The following is a 17,784-nucleotide window of genomic DNA, read 5'->3' as shown; positions in this document are numbered from 1 at the left end:
GCCTACTATGCGAACCGTTCACTCGGCGTTTCCGGCTGCGGCGCGACCAGGAAGGCCGACAGCGCCTCGGGAAGTTCCGCGCCATCGGCAAGCCGGATATTGACGTGGAAGCCCGGCACGGCCGCCGTCACCGGATACTCGAAGCCCTCGGCATCGGTTTCGCTTTCGCCGGTCGGCCCATGGACCAGGCCGTCACAGGCAGAACCCACCGCCTTGACGATCAGCATGCCTGCCGGAAGGTCCGTGTCGTGATAGGCGAGTGCATCGAGCTGGAGGCCGAGAGCCTCGAATGCGGCGAGCGCTTCAGCGTGATCGGTGAATTTCAGAAAAGCATCATGCATAAGCCACCGCCTTTGCCTGAAGATCGGCGTCCGTCATCCGGAACGGCCAGATCATGAGTTGGTCATACCAGCCGGCCGCGAAGGCAATGGCCGTTTCGTTGCGCCCAAGATACGCGGTCGACAAAACCGCCTCTTGCATACCGGACCTGCTCTGCACGGCTCCTGCGTTGTAACTCCCACTCAAAGTGGAGCCGTCCCAGCCCGCCGCGATCCCGAAGCCAGGCAAAGGCGCTGCTACTGTCGCGAGTTCCATAACTGGGGATGCGGCATTGATCGATGTGCCGAGTGTGTTCAGTAGGTAAACTGCGTCTGATCCGTCTGGCCCGCTCAATAGCCTGCCGCCGGTAAATGGCGATGAGCCGGAAATTCCTTCGCCCTGCACCAGCACACTCGCCTCCTCGCGCCGCAGCAGTGCGGCAACGGGCTCCGCCAATTGCGCCCTGTCGGCGGGTCGGGTGACGGTTGTTCCATTGGTCGGAATGTAGGAGGTGGAATGGGAGCCAGCCTCCAGCTGGGTTCCGTAGACGATGATTTTTTCCGCCCCGGTCGGCGTCCAGCCGTCAATGCCGGCTGCGTCCGTCGCGTTCAGGCCTAAGAGCACATTGCCGGTCCCGGCCGTCATCGTCGCGGTCACGGTGATCTTGTAGAACCCGTTTTCGTCCGCCGTCATCGTGCGGGCAACCGCCCCGGACGTGTTCCCGGCTACGCCGTTGAGAAGATCGAAAGAGGCCAGAGGAAGGTTCGATCCGTCGTAGAGGCGGACGTAAAACCATCGATGGCCTGCGTATTTCACGCGCAGCGTCAGGGTGTAGGGCTGGGCGGAAAATGTGACCGGCCGATAGATGTAATGGCTTCCCGCCTCCGGGGCTGCGACAATGGCGCAAGCATCATCGGGTGCGCCGGATGGGCCGGTCTCGGCCTTCGCAGCCGAGACCCGGGTCTTCAGCCATGCGGCATTGGTCAAATCATTCGAATAGGTCAGCAAATTCGTCGCGGGCCCCTCCAGCAACAACTGACGCCGCCCATGGGTGTAATCGAAGCGCGGCTGATCGGCCGCAGCCAGCTGGAGCAGGCCATCGGCATCGATATAGGTGGCGGAGCCTGCGCGGGTGAAGCCCAGAATATCCGTGAGCTGCCTTGCCGACAGAGCCGTGAGCGCCGCCGTCGAGGCCAGGGGGACATCCCCTGCCGGCACCCCCGACAGGGCAAAACGGTCCTGACGGAGGTCGAGGATGGCGGCCGGGCCGTGCTGGTTGCTGCCATCCGCGGCGGTCGCCAGATAGACGGGGGCGCTCCAGAATGGCGTCGGTTGCCTGCCGCCGCTGGCCGCGATGGAGACGCCCAGTCTCATATCAGTCCCACCAGCGCATCTGCCGTGGTGCCGGTGGCCAGGACATGGCTGACGCGGATGGGCAGGATCGTGCCCGCGGACACGTTCTGGAAGGTAACGGTCTCGCCGGAGGCGAAGGTCGCGGTAAGATCTCCGGCGATCCCGACATAGAGTGCGCGAGTAACCTCCAGCACCGGTTCGGCGTCGTCGGTGGTGATCGGGAACCCGTCATAGGCCGGGCTGGTGAGCGTTGCGTGGCGGGATGCAAATCTGTCTGTCATGACGCGTCTCCTTGGCTTGCGTTGACCGGCCCTAATTCTGCGGGCCGCGCGCGCCGCGGGGATTTGCGGGGAGAAAACAGGTTCGATTGTGCAACGGAAACGCGGATCGGGTAGACTGAAAGCCATGAGCAATCCCTTCGACGCCGAATCGGCGACAAACCTGACGGAATTTACCGTTTCGGAGCTTTCCGGATCGATCAAACGCACGGTCGAGGACCGGTTCGAACGGATTCGCCTGCGCGGCGAAATCTCCGGCTACCGCGGACCACATTCCTCGGGTCACGCCTATTTTTCGATCAAGGACGAGCGCGCCCGGATCGATGCCGTCATCTGGCGCGGCGTATTTTCCGGGCTGAAGATCAAGCCGGAAGAGGGCATGGAAGTGATCGTCACCGGCAAGGTCACCACCTTCCCCGGCGCTTCGAAATACCAGATCGTGGTGGAGGCGCTGGAGCCTGCCGGCGCCGGCGCGCTGATGGCGCTCTTGGAAGAGCGCCGCAGGAAGCTCGCTGCCGAGGGCCTGTTCGACGAGGCGGCCAAGAAGAAGCTGCCGTTCATGCCGCGTGTCGTGGGTGTGGTCACGTCGCCGACCGGGGCGGTGATCCGCGATATCCTGCACCGCATTGCCGATCGCTTTCCGGTCCATGTCGTGGTCTGGCCGGTGAAGGTCCAGGGCGATGGTTCGGGCGATGCGGTCGCCGCCGCCATCAGGGGGTTCAACGCCCTCGGCCCCGACGCTCCCGTGCGCCAGCCCGATGTGCTGATCGTCGCGCGCGGCGGCGGCTCGCTGGAAGATCTCTGGGGCTTCAATGACGAGGCGGTGGTGCGGGCGGCATACGAAAGCAAGATCCCGCTGATCTCCGCCGTCGGCCACGAGACCGACTGGACGCTGATCGATCACGCCGCCGATTACCGCGCCCCGACGCCGACGGGGGCGGCCGAACGGGCCGTGCCGGTCAAGGCCGACCTCGTCGCCGATCAGGCCCGTCTCGCAGCCCGGCTTGCAAGCGCCGTTTCCCGGGTGATGGATTTCCGCCGGCAGACGCTGACCGGGCTTGTCCGCGGCCTGCCGTCGCTCGATCAGTTGCTGGCCCTGCCGCGACGGCGCTTCGATGAGGCGGCGCTGAGAAGCACCCGCGCGCTGGAACTCAATACCATCAACAAGCGCCGGGCGTTTGAGCGCAGCGCCTCCGGCCTTTCGGCAACGCCCCAGCGCCTGACGATGATGATCGCGCGTGACCGTGAAAAGGTAGCGGTGCTTTCGCGCCGGGCGGCAACCGCGGTCGATGCCGGCCTGAAGACCCATCGCGCCGCCATCGCCGGCCAGCAGCGGGTGCTGAACTCGCTGTCCTACCGCAATGTGCTGGCGCGCGGCTTTGCGGTGATCCGCGATCAGGACAACCGCCCGGTCTCGCGCGCGGCTGGAATCCAGTCCGGCGCGCCGGTCGAGATCGAGTTTGCCGACGGAAGGGTAAAGGCGGTGACGGGCGAGGGGGGCACACCGTCGGAGGCCCCGCCTGCACCAAAGCCTAAGAAAAAGCCAAAAATCCCCGCCAAACCGCCCACTCAGGGCAGCCTGTTTTAGTCACCGCAGCCTTGCCGCCCACAATCTCTCCCCTCAAGGGGGGAGATTATTGTCCGGAAGGTTTGGGAGTGTTGCCTACTCGGCCCATTCGCCGCCGCGCATCACCGGCGTGGCATTGCCGTCGGCGTCGATCCCGTCGATGTCGATCCTGTCGGAGCCGATCATCCAGTCGATATGGATCAGCGATGAATTGCCGCCGCGCGCCGCGATCTCGTCGGGCGAAAGCGTGTCGCCGTTGAGGAAGCATTTCGAATAGCACTGGCCGAGCGCGATGTGGCACGAGGCGTTCTCATCGAACAGCGTGTTGTAGAACAGGATGCCGCTGGCCGAGATCGGCGAGGAATGCGGCACCAGCGCCACCTCGCCCAGCCGGCGGGCGCCCTCGTCGGTGTCGAGCACCTTGTTCAGCACCGCTTCGCCCTTGGCGGCGGAAGCCTTGACGATGCGGCCCTCGCTGAATTCGACGCGGATGTCATCGATCAGCGTGCCCTGGTGGGACAACGGCTTGGTGGACGAGACATGGCCGTCGACCCTGAGCCGGTGCGGCGTGGTGAACACTTCCTCGGTCGGGATGTTCGGGTTGCAGATAATGCCGTTCTTGGCCATCGACGCGCCGCCATGCCACTCGTGATCATCGGCAAGCCCGATCGTCAGATCGGTGCCGGGGCCGGTGTAGTGCAGCGCCGAGAACCGCTTGGCGTTGAGAAAGGCGGAACGGGCATGCAGGTTCTCGTTATGCTTGCGCCACGCGCCGACCGGGTCGGGCCGGTCCACCCGCGATGCGGCGTAGATCGCCTTGGCGAGCTTGGCGACGGCGATCGCGTCGGGGTCCTGCGGGAATACCGTCCTCGCCCAGGCAAGCGTCGGGTAGGAGACGATGTTCCAGTTGATGTCGAACCCCGCGATCTTCTCCAGCGCCGGCTTGTAGGCGGTCGACATGGCGCGGTTGGCGCGGGCAACCTTGTCGGCATCCTGGGCGGCAAGCAGCATCGGATCGTCGCCCGCGATCGCAAGCCGCGCCGCGCCATTGCCGAACGCCTTGCCCATGCCCTCGTAGAGCCAGTCCGCGGCCTTGTCGAAGCTCGCGTCATGGCCGTGCTCGAACCGTTCCAGCGTCGCCTCCGGGTCGGAAAACAGCGTGGTCACCACGCCGGCGCCGGCCTGATAGGCATGGCGGCTGATCAGCCGGGTCAGCGGCTGCGCCTCGATCGGCGCGGTCATCACCAGGTCCTGCCCCTCGGCAAGGTTGAGGCCGACCTTGACGGCGACCTCGGCCAGTTTTTCGAGTTTTTCCAGATCGATGGGATGGGGAAGCCGTGTCTGAACGTTCATCGTCGCCTCGCATGGATTTGCAATTGTCGGAACCTGTCTAATGCGTTTTGCGACGGAATTGAAGCAGTCACGGCTTTTTGGGGATATCCCGGCTTTAAATGACGCAGTTCAATGCACGCAATTGTTTGGCATTCTCGGTCAGTCGGTCTTGCCAATCTGCATGGGCTTGTTTGGCGGCCTCCATCTGGGCTTTGGTTTTCATGTACTCACCATCGCCAAGGCGCAGCTTCTCTTCGGCTCGAGTGATCATCACATCCAGCGCTATTCCCGCTATACTGCTGCCGGTCCGCAATCCTGGATGAGGGGCTGTGCCTGCCGCCGCAGCGGCTGCCTGCAACGCCTGGAGTTTGTATATTTCATTTTGAGCATCGGCTCTGGCCGTTTTTGCTTTCTCGTGAAGTTCAGCAGCATTTCTATAAACCTCAAGACTGTTCTTGATCCGCTCGTTGATCATAATTTCCGCATCCCGGCGTACGCGGCATTGTTCCGGGTCTTTTTCAGGCTCACGCATATTGATTGCTCCGCTTGTTGTGGAAGCCTATGGTAGTGCTTGCATCGGGAGCGGGGATTTGCGGGGATTGGGTGAAATGCGGCTAGGGGCTATCGTCTTGCTGTTTCTGGCCATTCTGCAGCCGGCGCACGCCGCAGATCGCTGGTCTTTCGAAACGCATCCCCATCCGTCCTATCCCGATGAGTATGCGCAAGAAGATCTGGCAATGATCGCGGATATCAATGCGTTGGGGTTTGACGGATGCGCCGCCCAGGTGGCTTTCGACTACCTGATCTATAACAGGACGTATCCGGATTACGCGCTGAAACACGATGGCGAAGACGGCCTTGAGGCATGGAAGCTGCATGTGCTTCGAACGGAGCGTTCGGCCTCGGCTTTCTGCATCGTGCAGACTGTCAGCGAGGCGCTCAGGGAGGTTTATATCCTGCGCCCTTCCGAAAGCCGTCTGGACGGGCTGTTCTGCGGCAGGTTCGGCAGACCCGCCGAAACCATCCTTGAGGACCGTGTGGTGGAGCTTCTGCACAAGCTCGTCAGTTTTGCCGAAACCGGACATTATTTCGCGATCCCGGAACTGCTGCGTAGCCGCAACTGGCTGGATTTCCGCTTCAATCCGGATATCCGGTACTACCTTGAGGCCAGACAGGAGCGCCGTTACGGGAACGAACCGGCCCCGATTCTGCGTCAGGCGGTAATCGAACTGCAAGGCAGGGACCGGCTCGCCTTCGTGGAGGATGCCATTGCCCGAAACGACCTTGCCGGCGTTATCGCAACCAGCCCGGACTGTTCTGCCTTCACGCCGGAAGCGCGGGCGAAAGCGCGCGAGGCGGCGCGCGGCGACCCGATCTGAGGTTTACGCGATCACGCCCGCCGTTACCGCGCCAAGCGCCTTCACCGCGTCGGCCGGCGCAAGCTTGACCTGCAAACCGCGCTGGCCGCCATTCATCACCACATAGGGCTCGGCAAGCGCCTTCTCCTCGAACGCCACCGGCACGCGCTTTCTCTGGCCGAAGGGCGAGATGCCGCCGACATGATAGCCGGAAAGCCGCTCGGCGGTCTTCGGGTCCGCCATCTCGGCATGCTTGCCGGAAAAGGCGGTGGCGAGTTTCTTCATCGAGACTTCGGCATTGGAGGGCACCACCGCGCAGACCGGCCTGCCATCAACCATGGCCATCAGCGTCTTCAGCACCCGGTCGGGGGCCTCGCCGATCGCTTCGGCCGCCTGAAGCCCGACCTTGAAGGCATTGGGGTCGTAATCATACTGCTGGATGGTGTAATCGACGCCGGCCTTGTCGAGAAACCGGGTCGCCTGCGTGGTCTTCGCCATCGCCTAGCCCTTGCCAAAAAGGGCTTCGTAGCTGTCCGGCCTGAAGCCGAGCGTAATCGCCCCGTCCGTTTCCAGCACCGGCCGCTTGATCATCGAGGGTTGGGCCAGCATCAGACCGATCGCCTTTTCGCGGGTGAGATCGGTCTTGTCGGCCTCCGGCAGCTTGCGGAAGGTCATGCCGGCGCGGTTCAGAACCTTGTCCCAGCCGGCTTCGTCGCACCAGCGCTCCAGATGCGCCCGGTCGATGCCGGCCTTCTTGTAGTCGTGAAAGTCGTAGGCAATGGAATGCGCGTCGAGCCAGGTCCAGGCCTTCTTCATCGTGTCGCAATTCCTGATTCCGTAAAGCGTGACCAGCATGACGTCTCTCCTGTTTGCCGTCTGCTTTAGCAAGTCGGCAGGAATGAGAAAAGCCCGGCGCGGGGCCGGGCTTATCGAGCGGTGACGAACCTGTCCTCACACTCCGCGTCCTCGGGCTTGACCCGAGGATCCAGGCCACACGGCGTGCGCTGGCCAAAGAGTATCGCTGCTCAATGCGTTAAGCGCTCGCAGCCGTGATTTCAGGTAATGAACTCGGGCGCTGTCTACTCGTTGATCAGCCGTTTCAGAAGTTCCACCTCCTGCGACAGCTTGTTGTCCTTCTCCAGAAGGTCCTCGATCTTGCGCACCGCATGCAGCACGGTGGTATGATCGCGTCCGCCGAAACGGCGGCCGATTTCCGGGAAGGAGCGCGGCGTCATGGTCTTGGCCAGAAACATCGCGATCTGGCGCGGCTTGACGATCACCCGCGTGCGCCGGTTGGAGACGAGCTCCTGCCGGGTGACGCAATAATGACGGGCGACGACGCGCTGGATATCCTCGATGCGCACCCGCTTCGGCTCGCCGGTTCCGACAAGATGGACCAGAAGCTCATCGACGCGTTCCAGCGACAGGTTGGGTTCGAACGAGCGGCGGAACAGCAACTGGTTGAACGCGCCTTCAAGCTCGCGCCCGCTCGCGGTCACCTTGCTGGCGACATGTTCGAGCACTTCCGGGGCGATGTCGATCGCGGCGTCTTCCTGCTGCGCCAGATAAAGCCGGCGCTTCAGCATTTCCAGCCGCATCGTGTAGTCGGGACCGTTCATTTCCAGCGAAACGCCGCCGGTCAGGCGCGAACGCACCCGGGGGTCGAGCGATTCCAGCTCCCACGGCGCGCGGTCGGCGGCGACGACAACCTGTTTGGCGCTGTCGAGCAGCGTGTTGATCAGGTGGCAGAATTCGTGCTGGATCATCTTGCCCTGCAGGAACTGCATGTCGTCGATCACCAGAAGGTCGATATTGCGCAGCGAATCCTTGAGCGTCAGCGCGTCGTTGTCGCGGATCGCGGTGGCGAATTTCCACATGAAGTATTCGGCGGTGAGGTAGACCACGCGCTGCTTGTCGGGCGAGGCAAGCGCCGCGTTCGCGATCGCCTGCAGAAGATGGGTCTTGCCGAGACCGACCGAGGAGTGAATGAACAGCGGATTGAAGCGCACCGCCGCCATGCCAGATTCGGCGATGGTCCTGGCGGCGGCAAAGGCAACCCGGTTGGATGCGCCCTCGACGAAGCTGTCAAAGGTGAAGAACGGATCGAGTGGCGAGCCGAAAACGGTCTGGCCCGACGTGTTGGCGCCGCGCGCCTGCGGCATTTCGGGATCGGGCATCAGCGGCTGGCCGGCCGGTGCGCGCATCAGCGGCCGCGATACCGGAGCGGGGCTGGCGGCGATCGGCTTCGGTTGCTCGTTTGTGAGCGGCTGGCGCGGAGCGCGGGTCGCGGAACGGACCAGAATCTCGATCTTCAGCACGTGCGGACGTTCCGCGCGGGCGATCTCGGTGATCAGATCGAGATAGTGATTGTTGATCCACGACTTCAGAAAGGCGGTGGGCACCGAAAAGCGGACCACGCCCTTGTCGCAGGAATGCAGTTTCAAACGGCCGAACCAACTGGCATAGACATCGCCGCCGACATGGGCTTTCAACGCGGTGCAGCAACGTTCGAAGAAGATATCGTCCCCGTTGGAATTCCTGGCAGCTGTCGCCGGTTTTGCATCATGTCCACCGGCCTCCGAATCGCCCGCATTGCCCTCGGTGCGAGAGGCTACCATTCTCATTCTCATCGTTGCCGCCTTTCAAACGTCATCACCCTGGCGCGCGCTTGTTTTTAATCGCCCGCTGCCTGTTTTGCCCTGCTGCCGGTGTCTTCCCGGCATGCGTTGTAGTCCGGCTCAATGCCGGAAATGGGACTTTCCGCCGCTCACCCGCCATCCGATCCTCGTATCGGAAAATGCAGGCTGCAAAATGTCCGGAGCTATACTGCCCTGAAGTTGTGATGCTCCCCCTGATCTCGTTGGCCGTTCGCAAAAGACACACAGGAACGATCCCGGAATTCGCGTGAAAACCGGAGTGCAACCTGTGATTGTTGGAAAAACGGCGCCACAAGGCAACCGCTCCCAGCGCCGGGAAGACAACGCATCCTGTGTCGAACACGCCCCTCCCGAAGAGATCGGGAGCTCATTCCGTTTGCTGTCGGGAGGCATTTAGGCAAGAACGACCGACAATTTCAACAAGGAATTTTTGCCGACTCGGCGCTTCCAGCATTGACTCTTACGAGTGAGTTTGCGTTCCCGCAGAGGGGTGGAAAAGAATCGCTTTTGAATCAATTAGATTCAGATATGACTGACATTGGATGGAACGGGTCGCCCGAGAAAATAAATTTTGCCGATTACATTTTTGCGCCGGGCGCGGCGGCCCGAAAATGGTGGAAATGCGGCGAACCTCCCGTAAACCTTTGATAGAGCTAAATTTTTTTGGTCATTTTTATGACATCTGTCTGTAATGTTGATGTCACAATCTACAAGTGTATGAACTCAAAACAAAAAACCCGGCGCGGGGCCGGGTTCTTCAAAAAGCTTGATTTCAAATTCGGCTCAGGCCGAAATCGACTTCACCCGCCGGGCCAGGCGCGATACCTTGCGCGAGGCGGTGTTGCGGTGAAGAACACCCTTGCTGGCGGCGCGCGCCAGTTCCGGCTCGGCGACGGCCAGAGCGGCCTTTGCCTGATCGAGATCGCCGGCGAGGATCGCTTCCTCAACCTTGCGGATATAGCCGCGGACACGAGTGCGGCGGGACTTGTTGACGGCAGTACGGCGGGCCATCTTGCGCGTCGCCTTTTTCGCCGAAGTTGTATTGGCCATATAAGTCTCTCTTCGAATTCTGACGCAAGCTCCGTCAGTTGCGGTCGCCGTAAAAGGCCTCATTCGCTTTTGTGACGGGAGCAATTGATGAAGCTCATCGAGCTTTCAAATACTGTGGCCGGGCATATAAAGCGAAACCGACGATCCGTCAATGCGTAATCCCGCAAAATCGGGGGGAAGGCGACAGAATACCGAATCTGCGATTGCCGCCAGCGATTGCCGCCAGCCATTGTCATTGCCATTGTCGCAAAGGCCCCTACACTTGGCTGGCCCGCGTCAAGCTACAGGAACCGCCATGCGTGTCACAGTCTTTTCTGCCAAGCCCTATGACGAAGATTTTCTGAAGGCCGCGAACGAGGGCCGGCACGAACTGGTCTTCACCGAGGCCGGGCTCCATGCCCCGACCGCGAAACTGGCCGCCGGCTCGAAGGCGATCTGCGCTTTCGTCAACGACGATCTCGGCGCATCCACGCTCTCGGTCCTGAAGGCTGTCGGGGTCGAACTGGTGGCGCTCAGATGCGCCGGCTTCAACCGGCTGGATCTGACTGCTGCCGACCGCCTCGGGATCGCCGCCGCCCGGGTGCCGTCCTATTCCCCGTATGCGATCGCAGAACATACCCTTGCGCTGGTGCTGACGCTGAACCGCAAGATCCACCGCGCCTTCAACCGGGTGCGGGAGGGCAATTTCGCCCTCAACGGGCTGCTCGGCTTCGATCTTCACGGCAAGACCGTCGGCGTGGTCGGCACGGGCGGGATCGGCCGCAATGTGATGCGCGCCTTTGCCGGCTTCGGCTGCGAGCTTCTGGCCTTCGATCCCTATCCCAGTGACGAGGCGGTCGCGCTCGGCGCGCGTTATGTCGGCAAGGACGAGCTTCTCGAAAAATCCGAGATCCTCACGCTTCATTGCCCGCTGACGCCGGAAACCCGCCATTTCATCGATGAGGGTGCAATCGCATCGATGAAGCGCTGCCGCATGCTGGTCAATACCAGCCGCGGCGGAGTGATCGATACCCATGCGGTCATCGAGGGGCTGAAATCCGGCCGCATTGGCGCGCTCGCGCTCGATGTCTACGAGGAGGAGGAGGATCTGTTTTTCCGCGATCTCTCCTCCACGGTCATCCGCGACGATGTGTTCGCCCGGCTCCTGACCTTCCCGAACGTGCTGATCACCGGCCATCAGGGCTTCTTCACCCAGGAGGCGCTCCACAACATCGCCCGCACTACGCTTGCCAACATCACCGCCTTCGAGGACAACGGCGCGGCGCTGCACCCGATCGGCAAGCGCTGAGGCCTCACCCCTTCTGGCACGCCGGGCAATAAAAGGTGGAGCGGCCGGTCTGGACGGCGCGGGCGATTGTGCCATCGCAGCCCTCGTGCCGGCAGGGCGCGCCGGTGCGGTCGTAGACCGAGAAGGAATGCTGGAAATAGCCGAGCGTGCCGTCGGTCTTTCGATGGTCGCGCAGCGTCGAGCCGCCGGCCTCGATCGCTTCGGCGATCACATCGCGAATGGCCGGGACGAGGCGCGTCAGTCCCGCCCGCGGCCTGCCCGCCGGGGTGACCAGATGGCCGGCGGCGCGGAATGGCGAAAGCTCCGCCCGCCACAGCGCCTCGCAGACATAGATATTGCCCAGCCCCGCGATATTGCGCTGGTCGAGCAGGGCGGCCTTCAGGCTCTGGGTCTTGCCGGCAAAGCGGGTTGCCAGATAATCCGCGTCGAGGCTGTTGCCCGTCGGCTCCGGGCCGAGGCCCTTGAAGCTGGCATCCGACTCGATCCCGGCGCGCGCGACGAGTTTCATGAAGCCGAAGCGGCGCGGGTCGTTGTAGATCACCCGCCCGTCCTCGAGATGGAAGATGACATGGTCATGGGCGGCTGCGGCATTTCGCGGCAGGTGGAAGTCGCCGGGTGTCTCCGCCGCGCCGTCCGCTTCCACGCGGTAGGAGCCGGACATGCCGAGATGGGCGACGATTGTCATGCCGTCTTCGAGATCGATCAGCAGATATTTGGCCCTTCGTCCCAGCGCTTCGATCCGCTTTCCCTTCACCGCATTGGAAAAATCCCTCGGGAACGGAAACCGGAGATCGGCCCGGCGCAGTTCCAGCTTCTCGATGATGCGGCCTTCCATGGCGGGCGCAAGCCCGCGGCGAACGGTTTCGACTTCCGGCAGTTCCGGCATGGTATTTTTAAGCCTTTGGCGTTTCGCTTTTCCGGGTTTCGGTTTATAGCCGCAACGGCGTCTGTTGTGTATCGCTGCGGCAGACCCGATATTAGGCCCGATATAGCAATTCAGGTCGGGCTGAGAAAGCCGAAACGGGCAGACGGAACATCTTCAAGCGTGAGGTGCGTAAAATGACGGATAGCCGGACCACCGCCAATGGCGGCATGGAAACCTCCTTCGGCTTTAAAAGTGTCGCCGACGGCGACAAGCAGCCGCTCGTCAACGACGTGTTCCACAAGGTTGCCAAACGCTACGACATCATGAACGACGTGATGTCGGCGGGGCTTCACCGTGCCTGGAAAAGCGCGATGGTGGCAAGCCTCAATCCACCCGCCGATCCCGATTATCATGTCCTCGATGTCGCCGGCGGCACGGGCGATATCGCCTTCCGCATCGTCGATGCGTCGAAGGGTTTCGCCCGCGCCACCGTGCTCGACATCAACGGCTCGATGCTGGCCGTCGGCGAGGAGCGCGCGCACAAGAAGGGCATTGCCGAAAACCTCACCTTCGTCGAGGCCAATGCCGAGGACCTGCCGTTCGAGGACAAGACATTCGACGCCTATACGATCGCCTTCGGCATCCGCAACGTGCCACATATCGACAAGGCGCTGGCGGAAGCCTACCGGGTGCTCAAACGCGGCGGGCGGCTGCTGGTGCTGGAGTTCTCCGAGGTCGAGGCACCGATCCTCGACAAGATCTACGATCTGTGGTCGTTCCACGCCATTCCGCGCGTCGGCAAGGCGATTGCCGGCGACGGCGAGCCCTATCGCTACCTGGTCGAATCGATCCGCAAATTCCCCAATCAGGCCGATTTCGCGAAGATGATCGAGCGCGCCGGGTTCTCGCGCGTGAAATTCACCAATTATTCCGGCGGTATCGCTGCCCTTCATTCCGGCTGGAAACTGTAGGCATTCATCATGGGCGCGCTTCGATCCTATCTTAACCTTCTCGGCGTCGGCTGGGTGCTGGCCCGCGAAGGCGTGATCAACGCGCTGCCGTCGGAAGGCCTGCCGCCCTTTGCCCGGCTGGTGAAGACCATGCTGGTGCCGTTCGCCCGGCCGGGCGCGCGCAGACAAGCGCGCTCCGACAGGCTCGGCAAGGCAATCTCGCGGCTCGGGCCCTCCTATGTGAAGATGGGCCAGTTTCTGGCGACCCGTCCGGATGTCGTCGGCGCGGGCTTTGCCGAGGATCTGGCGCAGTTGCAGGACCGGATGCCGTTCTTCCCGGTGGAAGCGTCCAAGGCGACCATTCGCGGCTCGCTCGGGCGCAGCGTCGATGAACTCTACACCGAATTCGGCGATCCGATCGCCGCGGCCTCGATCGCGCAGGTGCATCCGGCGATGGTCGAGACGCCGGAGGGCGAGAAGAAGGTCGCCGTCAAGGTGATCCGTCCCGGCATTCGTCAGCGTTTCAACGAGGATCTCGGCGCGATGTATCTGGTCGCGCGCATGCAGGAGCGTTTCGTCCGTTCCAGCCGGCGCCTCAGGCCCGTCGATGTCACCCGCACGCTGGAGCAGACCACCAGGATCGAGATGGATTTGCGGCTGGAAGCGGCCGCGATCTCCGAGATGACGGAAAACACCGTTCATGACGAAGGGTTTCGCCTGCCCGTGGTCGACTGGGAGCGCACCGGGCGCGATGTCGTCACCATGGAATGGATCGACGGCGTCAAGATGTCGGATGTCGCCGGGCTGAAGGCTGCTGGCCACGATCTGGAAAAACTGGCGGTGACGCTGATCCAGTCGTTCCTGCGCCATACGCTGCGCGACGGCTTCTTTCATGCCGACATGCATCCCGGCAATCTGTTCGTCGACCATGACGGCATGATCGTCGCCGTCGACATGGGCATTGTCGGCCGGCTCGGAAAGAAGGAGCGGCGGGTGCTCGCCGAAATCCTCTACGGTTTCATCACCCGCGATTACATGCGCGTGGCGGAAGCCCATTTCGAGGCCGGTTACGTGCCGTCGCACCACAACAAGGCCTCGTTCGCGCAGGCGATCCGCGCCATCGGCGAGCCGATCCACGGCCAGTCGGCGGAAACCATCTCGATGGGCAAGCTTTTGACGCTGCTGTTCGAGATCACCGAAATCTTCGACATGACCACCCAGACCCAGCTCATCAACCTGCAGAAGACCATGGTGGTGGTCGAGGGCGTCGCGCGCATGCTCGATCCGCATTTCAACATGTGGAAGGCGTCTGAACCGGTGGTCGGTCGCTGGATCGAGCAGAATCTCGGCCCCCGCCGGGTGCTCGCCGATATGCGCGATGGCATGCAGGCGGTGCTGAAGATCGCCGAGGCGATCCCCGAAATCGCCGACAAGACCGAAAAATTCCACAACGAGATCGTCGCCATGAGCGAGAAGGGGCTGCGCTTCGACGAGCGCACCTCGGAGGCCATCGGCCGCGCCGAGGCCCGCCACACCCGCTCCGGCCGCGTGGCGCTGTGGCTGATCGCGGCGGTGCTGGTGTATCTCGCCGTGGTGGCTTCGGTTGCGGTGTTTTGATGGGTGTGAGCTCTGGTGATGTGGTTGCTGTTTGGCGACCGGGCTATCCGCATCGCCCCCTTCAATCTCCCCCCTTGAGGGGGAGATGTCGCGAAGCGACAGAGAGGGGTATGGGGCATATCCCGAAACGCCGAACCTATTGGCTCACGGTTCACCCCTCTCTGCCCCTGTCGGGGCATCTCCCCCTCAAGGGGGGAGATCGGAAAGGTGGCCGTTTCCACCTTAAATCAGTCTAATCCCAGGGGAGCATAATCCATGCGCATCGGCGGACGTCTTCAGGGCGCAATCGAGGTTCTTTCCGAGGTCGAGGAGCGCAGGCGGCCGATTTCCAGCGCGCTGAAGGACTGGGGCACCGCGCACCGGTTCGCCGGCTCCGGCGACCGGGCGGCGATCGGCAATATCGTCTATGACGCGCTGCGGCTGAAGCTTTCCCACGGCTGGCTCATGGATGACGAAAGTCCCGCGGCGCTCGCCCATGCGGTGTTGTTCCGGCAATGGGGCTTTACCCCGGAAAGCCTTGCCGAGCGGCTTGAGGGCGACAAGTTCGCGCCTGAGCCGCTGCCGGAGACAGCGCTGGCCGCCTTTGCAAGCCGCAAGCTCGTCGATGCTCCCGACCACGTCCGCGCCGACCTGCCGGAGTGGATCCTGCCGGCGTTCAAGGCGAATTTCGGCGAGCATTGGCTTGCCGAGGCCGAGGCGCTGAACCTCAGGCCGCCGCTCGATCTGCGCGTCAACACGCTGAAGGCGGACCGGGAGAAGGTGAAGAAGGCGTTGGCGCGCGCAGGGGCCGAACTTGCGGCGACCGCGCCCCAGGGCCTGCGCATTCCCCCCGGCAGCGGGGCTGACCGGCTGCCGAACGTCACCGCCGAACTCGCCTTCCAGAAGGGCTGGTTCGAGGTGCAGGACGAGGGTTCGCAGATCGTGGCCCGGCTGGTCGATGCCCATGCCGGCCAGCAGGTGCTGGATTATTGCGCCGGCGGCGGCGGCAAGACGCTGGCGCTTTCCGCCGACATGGACAATGCCGGCCAGGTGCACGCCTATGATGCCGACCGCACCCGGCTTGCGCCGATCATCGAGCGGCTTCGTCGCGCCGGGACCCGCAATGTTCAGGTTCATGACGATGCCGCGGCGCTGGAGGGGCTGACGTTCGACCGCGTGCTGATCGATGCGCCGTGCACGGGCACCGGCACGTGGCGGCGCCGGCCCGATATCAAATGGCGGCTGTCGGAAAAGAACCTCGAAGAGCGCACCGTCCAGCAGGACGAGGTGCTGGCCGCAGCCTCCCGTTTCGTCAAGCCGGGCGGGCTGCTGGTCTATGTCACCTGCTCGCTGCTGCCCGATGAAAATCAGGCCCGGATCGCGGGTTTTCTCGACAGCCATGCCGATTTCACGGCGGTCGACATTGAAGGGCTCTGGCAGGAGCGCTTCCCGTCATCCGAAAAGCGCCCGCATTTCACCGATGGACGGTTTGCGACGCTGACGCCGGCGGTAACCGGTACCGACGGTTTCTTCTGCGCTGTTCTGCGCAAAAAAGGCTGAAATTTGCGAGAATTGACGATACGCAATGCGGCTTCCGCGTGATCGCGCTAGAACCGGTTTTCTATAACTGGACTGTTTGACACAAGTTTGTTTTTCCTTCATGTAGTCGGCATTCACAGTGTCATTGAAGGAGAGGGACCCATAATGCACACGATCCGAACGCGCGCCCTTCTGGCGGGCTTTGCTGCCTCGACCATGCTCGCAGCCCCGGCATTTGCCGACGACGTCACGTCCGAGGCGGTGGTCATGCACTATGCCGATGTTGCGCTTGCGAAATATCAGGATTCACTGACGACGGCGAAGGCGCTGGACGAGGCCATTCAGGCGTTTATCGCAAATCCGAGCGAAGAGACCCAGAACGCCGCCAAGGACGCCTGGATCGCGGCCCGCATTCCCTATCAGCAGACCGAGGTCTACCGTTTCGGCAACCCGACCGTCGATGACTGGGAAGGCAAGGTCAATGCCTGGCCGCTGGACGAGGGCCTGATCGACTATGTCGATGCCTCCTATGGCATGGAAAGCGACGAGAATTCGCTCTACACCGCCAATGTCATTGCCAATCCGGAGATCAAGATCAACGGCGAAACGATTGACGCCAGCGAGATCACGCCGGCGCTTCTTTCCGATACGCTGCAGGAAGCGGGCGAGATCGAGGCCAATGTCGCGACCGGCTACCACGCCATCGAATTCCTGCTCTGGGGCCAGGATCTCAACGGCACGGATGCGGGCGCGGGCGAGCGCTCCTACACGGATTACCTCACCGGCGATGATTGCACCAACGGCAATTGCGATCGCCGCGCGGCCTACATCACCGCGGCCTCCGAACTGCTGATTTCCGATCTCGAGGATATCGTGGCGGCCTGGGAACAGGGTGGCGAGGCCTATAGCTACGTCACCGAAGACCCGACCACCGGCATCGCCGCGATCCTGACGGGCATGGGTTCGCTCTCCTATGGCGAACTTGCCGGCGAGCGCATGAAGCTCGGCCTGCTGCTGCACGATCCGGAAGAAGAGCATGATTGCTTCTCCGACAACACCCATGCCTCGCATCTGAACGACGCGATCGGCATCCTTCAGGCCTATACCGGCGATTACACCCGCGTCGATGGCACGGAAATGACCGGCGCTTCGGTTTCCGATCTGGTGGCTGCGAAGGATCCGGCGCTGGACGAGGAACTCAAGGCGAAGCTGGTTGCGACCGTCGAAGCGATGACGGCCATGGCAGTCCGCGCCGAGACCGTGGAAGCCTATGACCAGATGATCGGCGAAGGCAATACGGAAGGCAACGCCACAGTCCAGGCCGCCATCGATGGCCTCGTCGCCCAGACGCCCTCGATCGAACGCGCGATCGCCGCTCTGGACCTTGGCCAGATCGAACTGGAAGGCTCCGACAGCCTTGACGCGCCGGAAGCTGTGTTCCAGTAGGGAACGGATAATAGGCAGTTCAGCCGTCTGCGCCCGTCGTGCGATGGCGAACCCACCGATAACGATCTCCCCCCTTGAGGGGGAGATGTCGCGAAAGCGACAGAGAGGGGTGAACCCTTTCGATGAACTCAGAACTTGCGGCTGGCGCTGCACCCCCCTCTGCCCCTGTCGGGGCATCTCCCCCTCA

General features: G+C 62.6%; 17 protein-coding genes. 7 read left to right on the top strand and 10 right to left on the bottom strand.

Features of this window, described 5'->3' with window-relative positions; genetic code table 11:
* Positions 1-5: 5 nt before the first annotated feature.
* The 3 genes from HQ843_RS26370 to HQ843_RS26360 are packed head-to-tail and all read right to left on the bottom strand — an operon-like array spanning position 6 to position 1,952.
* Complete coding sequence (locus HQ843_RS26370) at positions 6-341, bottom strand: hypothetical protein (protein ID WP_180900428.1); 336 nt, start codon at positions 339-341, stop codon at positions 6-8.
* A complete protein-coding gene (locus HQ843_RS26365; RefSeq protein ID WP_180900429.1) occupies positions 334-1,692 on the bottom strand; it encodes a phage head spike fiber domain-containing protein in 1,359 nt (452 codons plus the stop codon). Before HQ843_RS26365 ends, HQ843_RS26370 begins: the two co-directional genes overlap by 8 nt.
* Positions 1,689-1,952 carry a spike base protein, RCAP_Rcc01079 family gene (locus HQ843_RS26360; protein WP_180900430.1) on the bottom strand — a complete coding sequence of 88 codons (264 nt, stop codon included), beginning with the start codon at positions 1,950-1,952 and terminating at the stop codon, positions 1,689-1,691. The genes HQ843_RS26365 and HQ843_RS26360 overlap by 4 nt, the downstream gene beginning before the upstream one ends.
* Before the next feature lie 124 nt (positions 1,953-2,076).
* Here HQ843_RS26360 and xseA point away from each other — a divergent pair, with 124 nt between their 5' ends.
* Positions 2,077-3,537, top strand: a complete 1,461-nt coding sequence (gene xseA / locus HQ843_RS26355; protein ID WP_180900431.1) for an exodeoxyribonuclease VII large subunit — start codon at positions 2,077-2,079, stop codon at positions 3,535-3,537.
* Between the two features lie 75 nt (positions 3,538-3,612).
* On the opposite strand, the gene HQ843_RS26350 is transcribed toward xseA, so the two are convergent.
* Entirely contained in the window at positions 3,613-4,869 is a 1,257-nt protein-coding gene (locus HQ843_RS26350; RefSeq protein WP_180900432.1) for an aminopeptidase, read from the bottom strand.
* A 94-nt stretch (positions 4,870-4,963) separates the two neighbouring features.
* Positions 4,964-5,380: a hypothetical protein gene (locus HQ843_RS26345; RefSeq protein WP_180900433.1), complete on the bottom strand. Its 417-nt coding sequence runs from the start codon at positions 5,378-5,380 to the stop codon at positions 4,964-4,966.
* A 76-nt stretch (positions 5,381-5,456) separates the two neighbouring features.
* Between HQ843_RS26345 and HQ843_RS26340 the strand changes: the two genes are divergently transcribed.
* The gene (locus tag HQ843_RS26340; protein ID WP_180900434.1) at positions 5,457-6,227 is read left to right on the top strand and encodes a hypothetical protein; all 771 of its coding nucleotides are present in this window, start codon (positions 5,457-5,459) and stop codon (positions 6,225-6,227) included.
* Between the two features lie 3 nt (positions 6,228-6,230).
* On the opposite strand, the gene ybaK is transcribed toward HQ843_RS26340, so the two are convergent.
* The 4 genes from ybaK to rpsT form a co-directional block, all read right to left on the bottom strand.
* Entirely contained in the window at positions 6,231-6,704 is a 474-nt protein-coding gene (ybaK, locus tag HQ843_RS26335; RefSeq protein ID WP_180900435.1) for a Cys-tRNA(Pro) deacylase, read from the bottom strand.
* A 3-nt stretch (positions 6,705-6,707) separates the two neighbouring features.
* Positions 6,708-7,061, bottom strand: coding sequence for an ArsC family reductase (locus tag HQ843_RS26330; RefSeq protein WP_180900436.1), 354 nt, complete (start codon positions 7,059-7,061; stop codon positions 6,708-6,710).
* Between the two features lie 224 nt (positions 7,062-7,285).
* On the bottom strand, positions 7,286-8,824 hold the full coding sequence (gene dnaA, locus HQ843_RS26325) for a chromosomal replication initiator protein DnaA (RefSeq protein WP_180900437.1): 1,539 nt from the start codon (positions 8,822-8,824) through the stop codon (positions 7,286-7,288).
* Positions 8,825-9,646: 822 nt separating this feature from the next.
* Positions 9,647-9,913 carry a 30S ribosomal protein S20 gene (gene rpsT, locus HQ843_RS26320; RefSeq protein ID WP_180900438.1) on the bottom strand — a complete coding sequence of 89 codons (267 nt, stop codon included), beginning with the start codon at positions 9,911-9,913 and terminating at the stop codon, positions 9,647-9,649.
* Positions 9,914-10,208: 295 nt separating this feature from the next.
* Between rpsT and HQ843_RS26315 the strand changes: the two genes are divergently transcribed.
* A complete protein-coding gene (locus HQ843_RS26315) occupies positions 10,209-11,201 on the top strand; it encodes a 2-hydroxyacid dehydrogenase (protein ID WP_180900439.1) in 993 nt (330 codons plus the stop codon).
* A gap of 4 nt (positions 11,202-11,205) precedes the next feature.
* Here HQ843_RS26315 and mutM read toward each other — a convergent pair whose 3' ends face one another.
* Entirely contained in the window at positions 11,206-12,087 is an 882-nt protein-coding gene (gene mutM, locus HQ843_RS26310; RefSeq protein WP_180900440.1) for a bifunctional DNA-formamidopyrimidine glycosylase/DNA-(apurinic or apyrimidinic site) lyase, read from the bottom strand.
* Positions 12,088-12,260: 173 nt separating this feature from the next.
* On the opposite strand from mutM, the gene ubiE reads away from it, so the two are divergent.
* The 4 genes from ubiE (at position 12,261) to HQ843_RS26290 (ending at position 17,597) form a co-directional block, all read left to right on the top strand.
* Positions 12,261-13,037, top strand: a complete 777-nt coding sequence (ubiE, locus tag HQ843_RS26305; protein ID WP_180900441.1) for a bifunctional demethylmenaquinone methyltransferase/2-methoxy-6-polyprenyl-1,4-benzoquinol methylase UbiE — start codon at positions 12,261-12,263, stop codon at positions 13,035-13,037.
* A gap of 9 nt (positions 13,038-13,046) precedes the next feature.
* Complete coding sequence (gene ubiB / locus HQ843_RS26300; RefSeq protein ID WP_180900442.1) at positions 13,047-14,633, top strand: 2-polyprenylphenol 6-hydroxylase; 1,587 nt, start codon at positions 13,047-13,049, stop codon at positions 14,631-14,633.
* Positions 14,634-14,888: 255 nt separating this feature from the next.
* Positions 14,889-16,172 carry an RsmB/NOP family class I SAM-dependent RNA methyltransferase gene (locus tag HQ843_RS26295; RefSeq protein WP_180900443.1) on the top strand — a complete coding sequence of 428 codons (1,284 nt, stop codon included), beginning with the start codon at positions 14,889-14,891 and terminating at the stop codon, positions 16,170-16,172.
* A gap of 144 nt (positions 16,173-16,316) precedes the next feature.
* Positions 16,317-17,597: an imelysin family protein gene (locus HQ843_RS26290; RefSeq protein ID WP_180900444.1), complete on the top strand. Its 1,281-nt coding sequence runs from the start codon at positions 16,317-16,319 to the stop codon at positions 17,595-17,597.
* Positions 17,598-17,784: the final 187 nt, after the last annotated feature.

The sequence above is a fragment of the Martelella sp. NC20 genome (genome assembly GCF_013459645.1).
Classification (GTDB): Bacteria; Pseudomonadota; Alphaproteobacteria; order Rhizobiales; family Rhizobiaceae; genus Martelella.
Note: the sequence above shows the minus strand (reverse complement) of the source record. Positions and strands in the feature narration are given on the sequence as shown.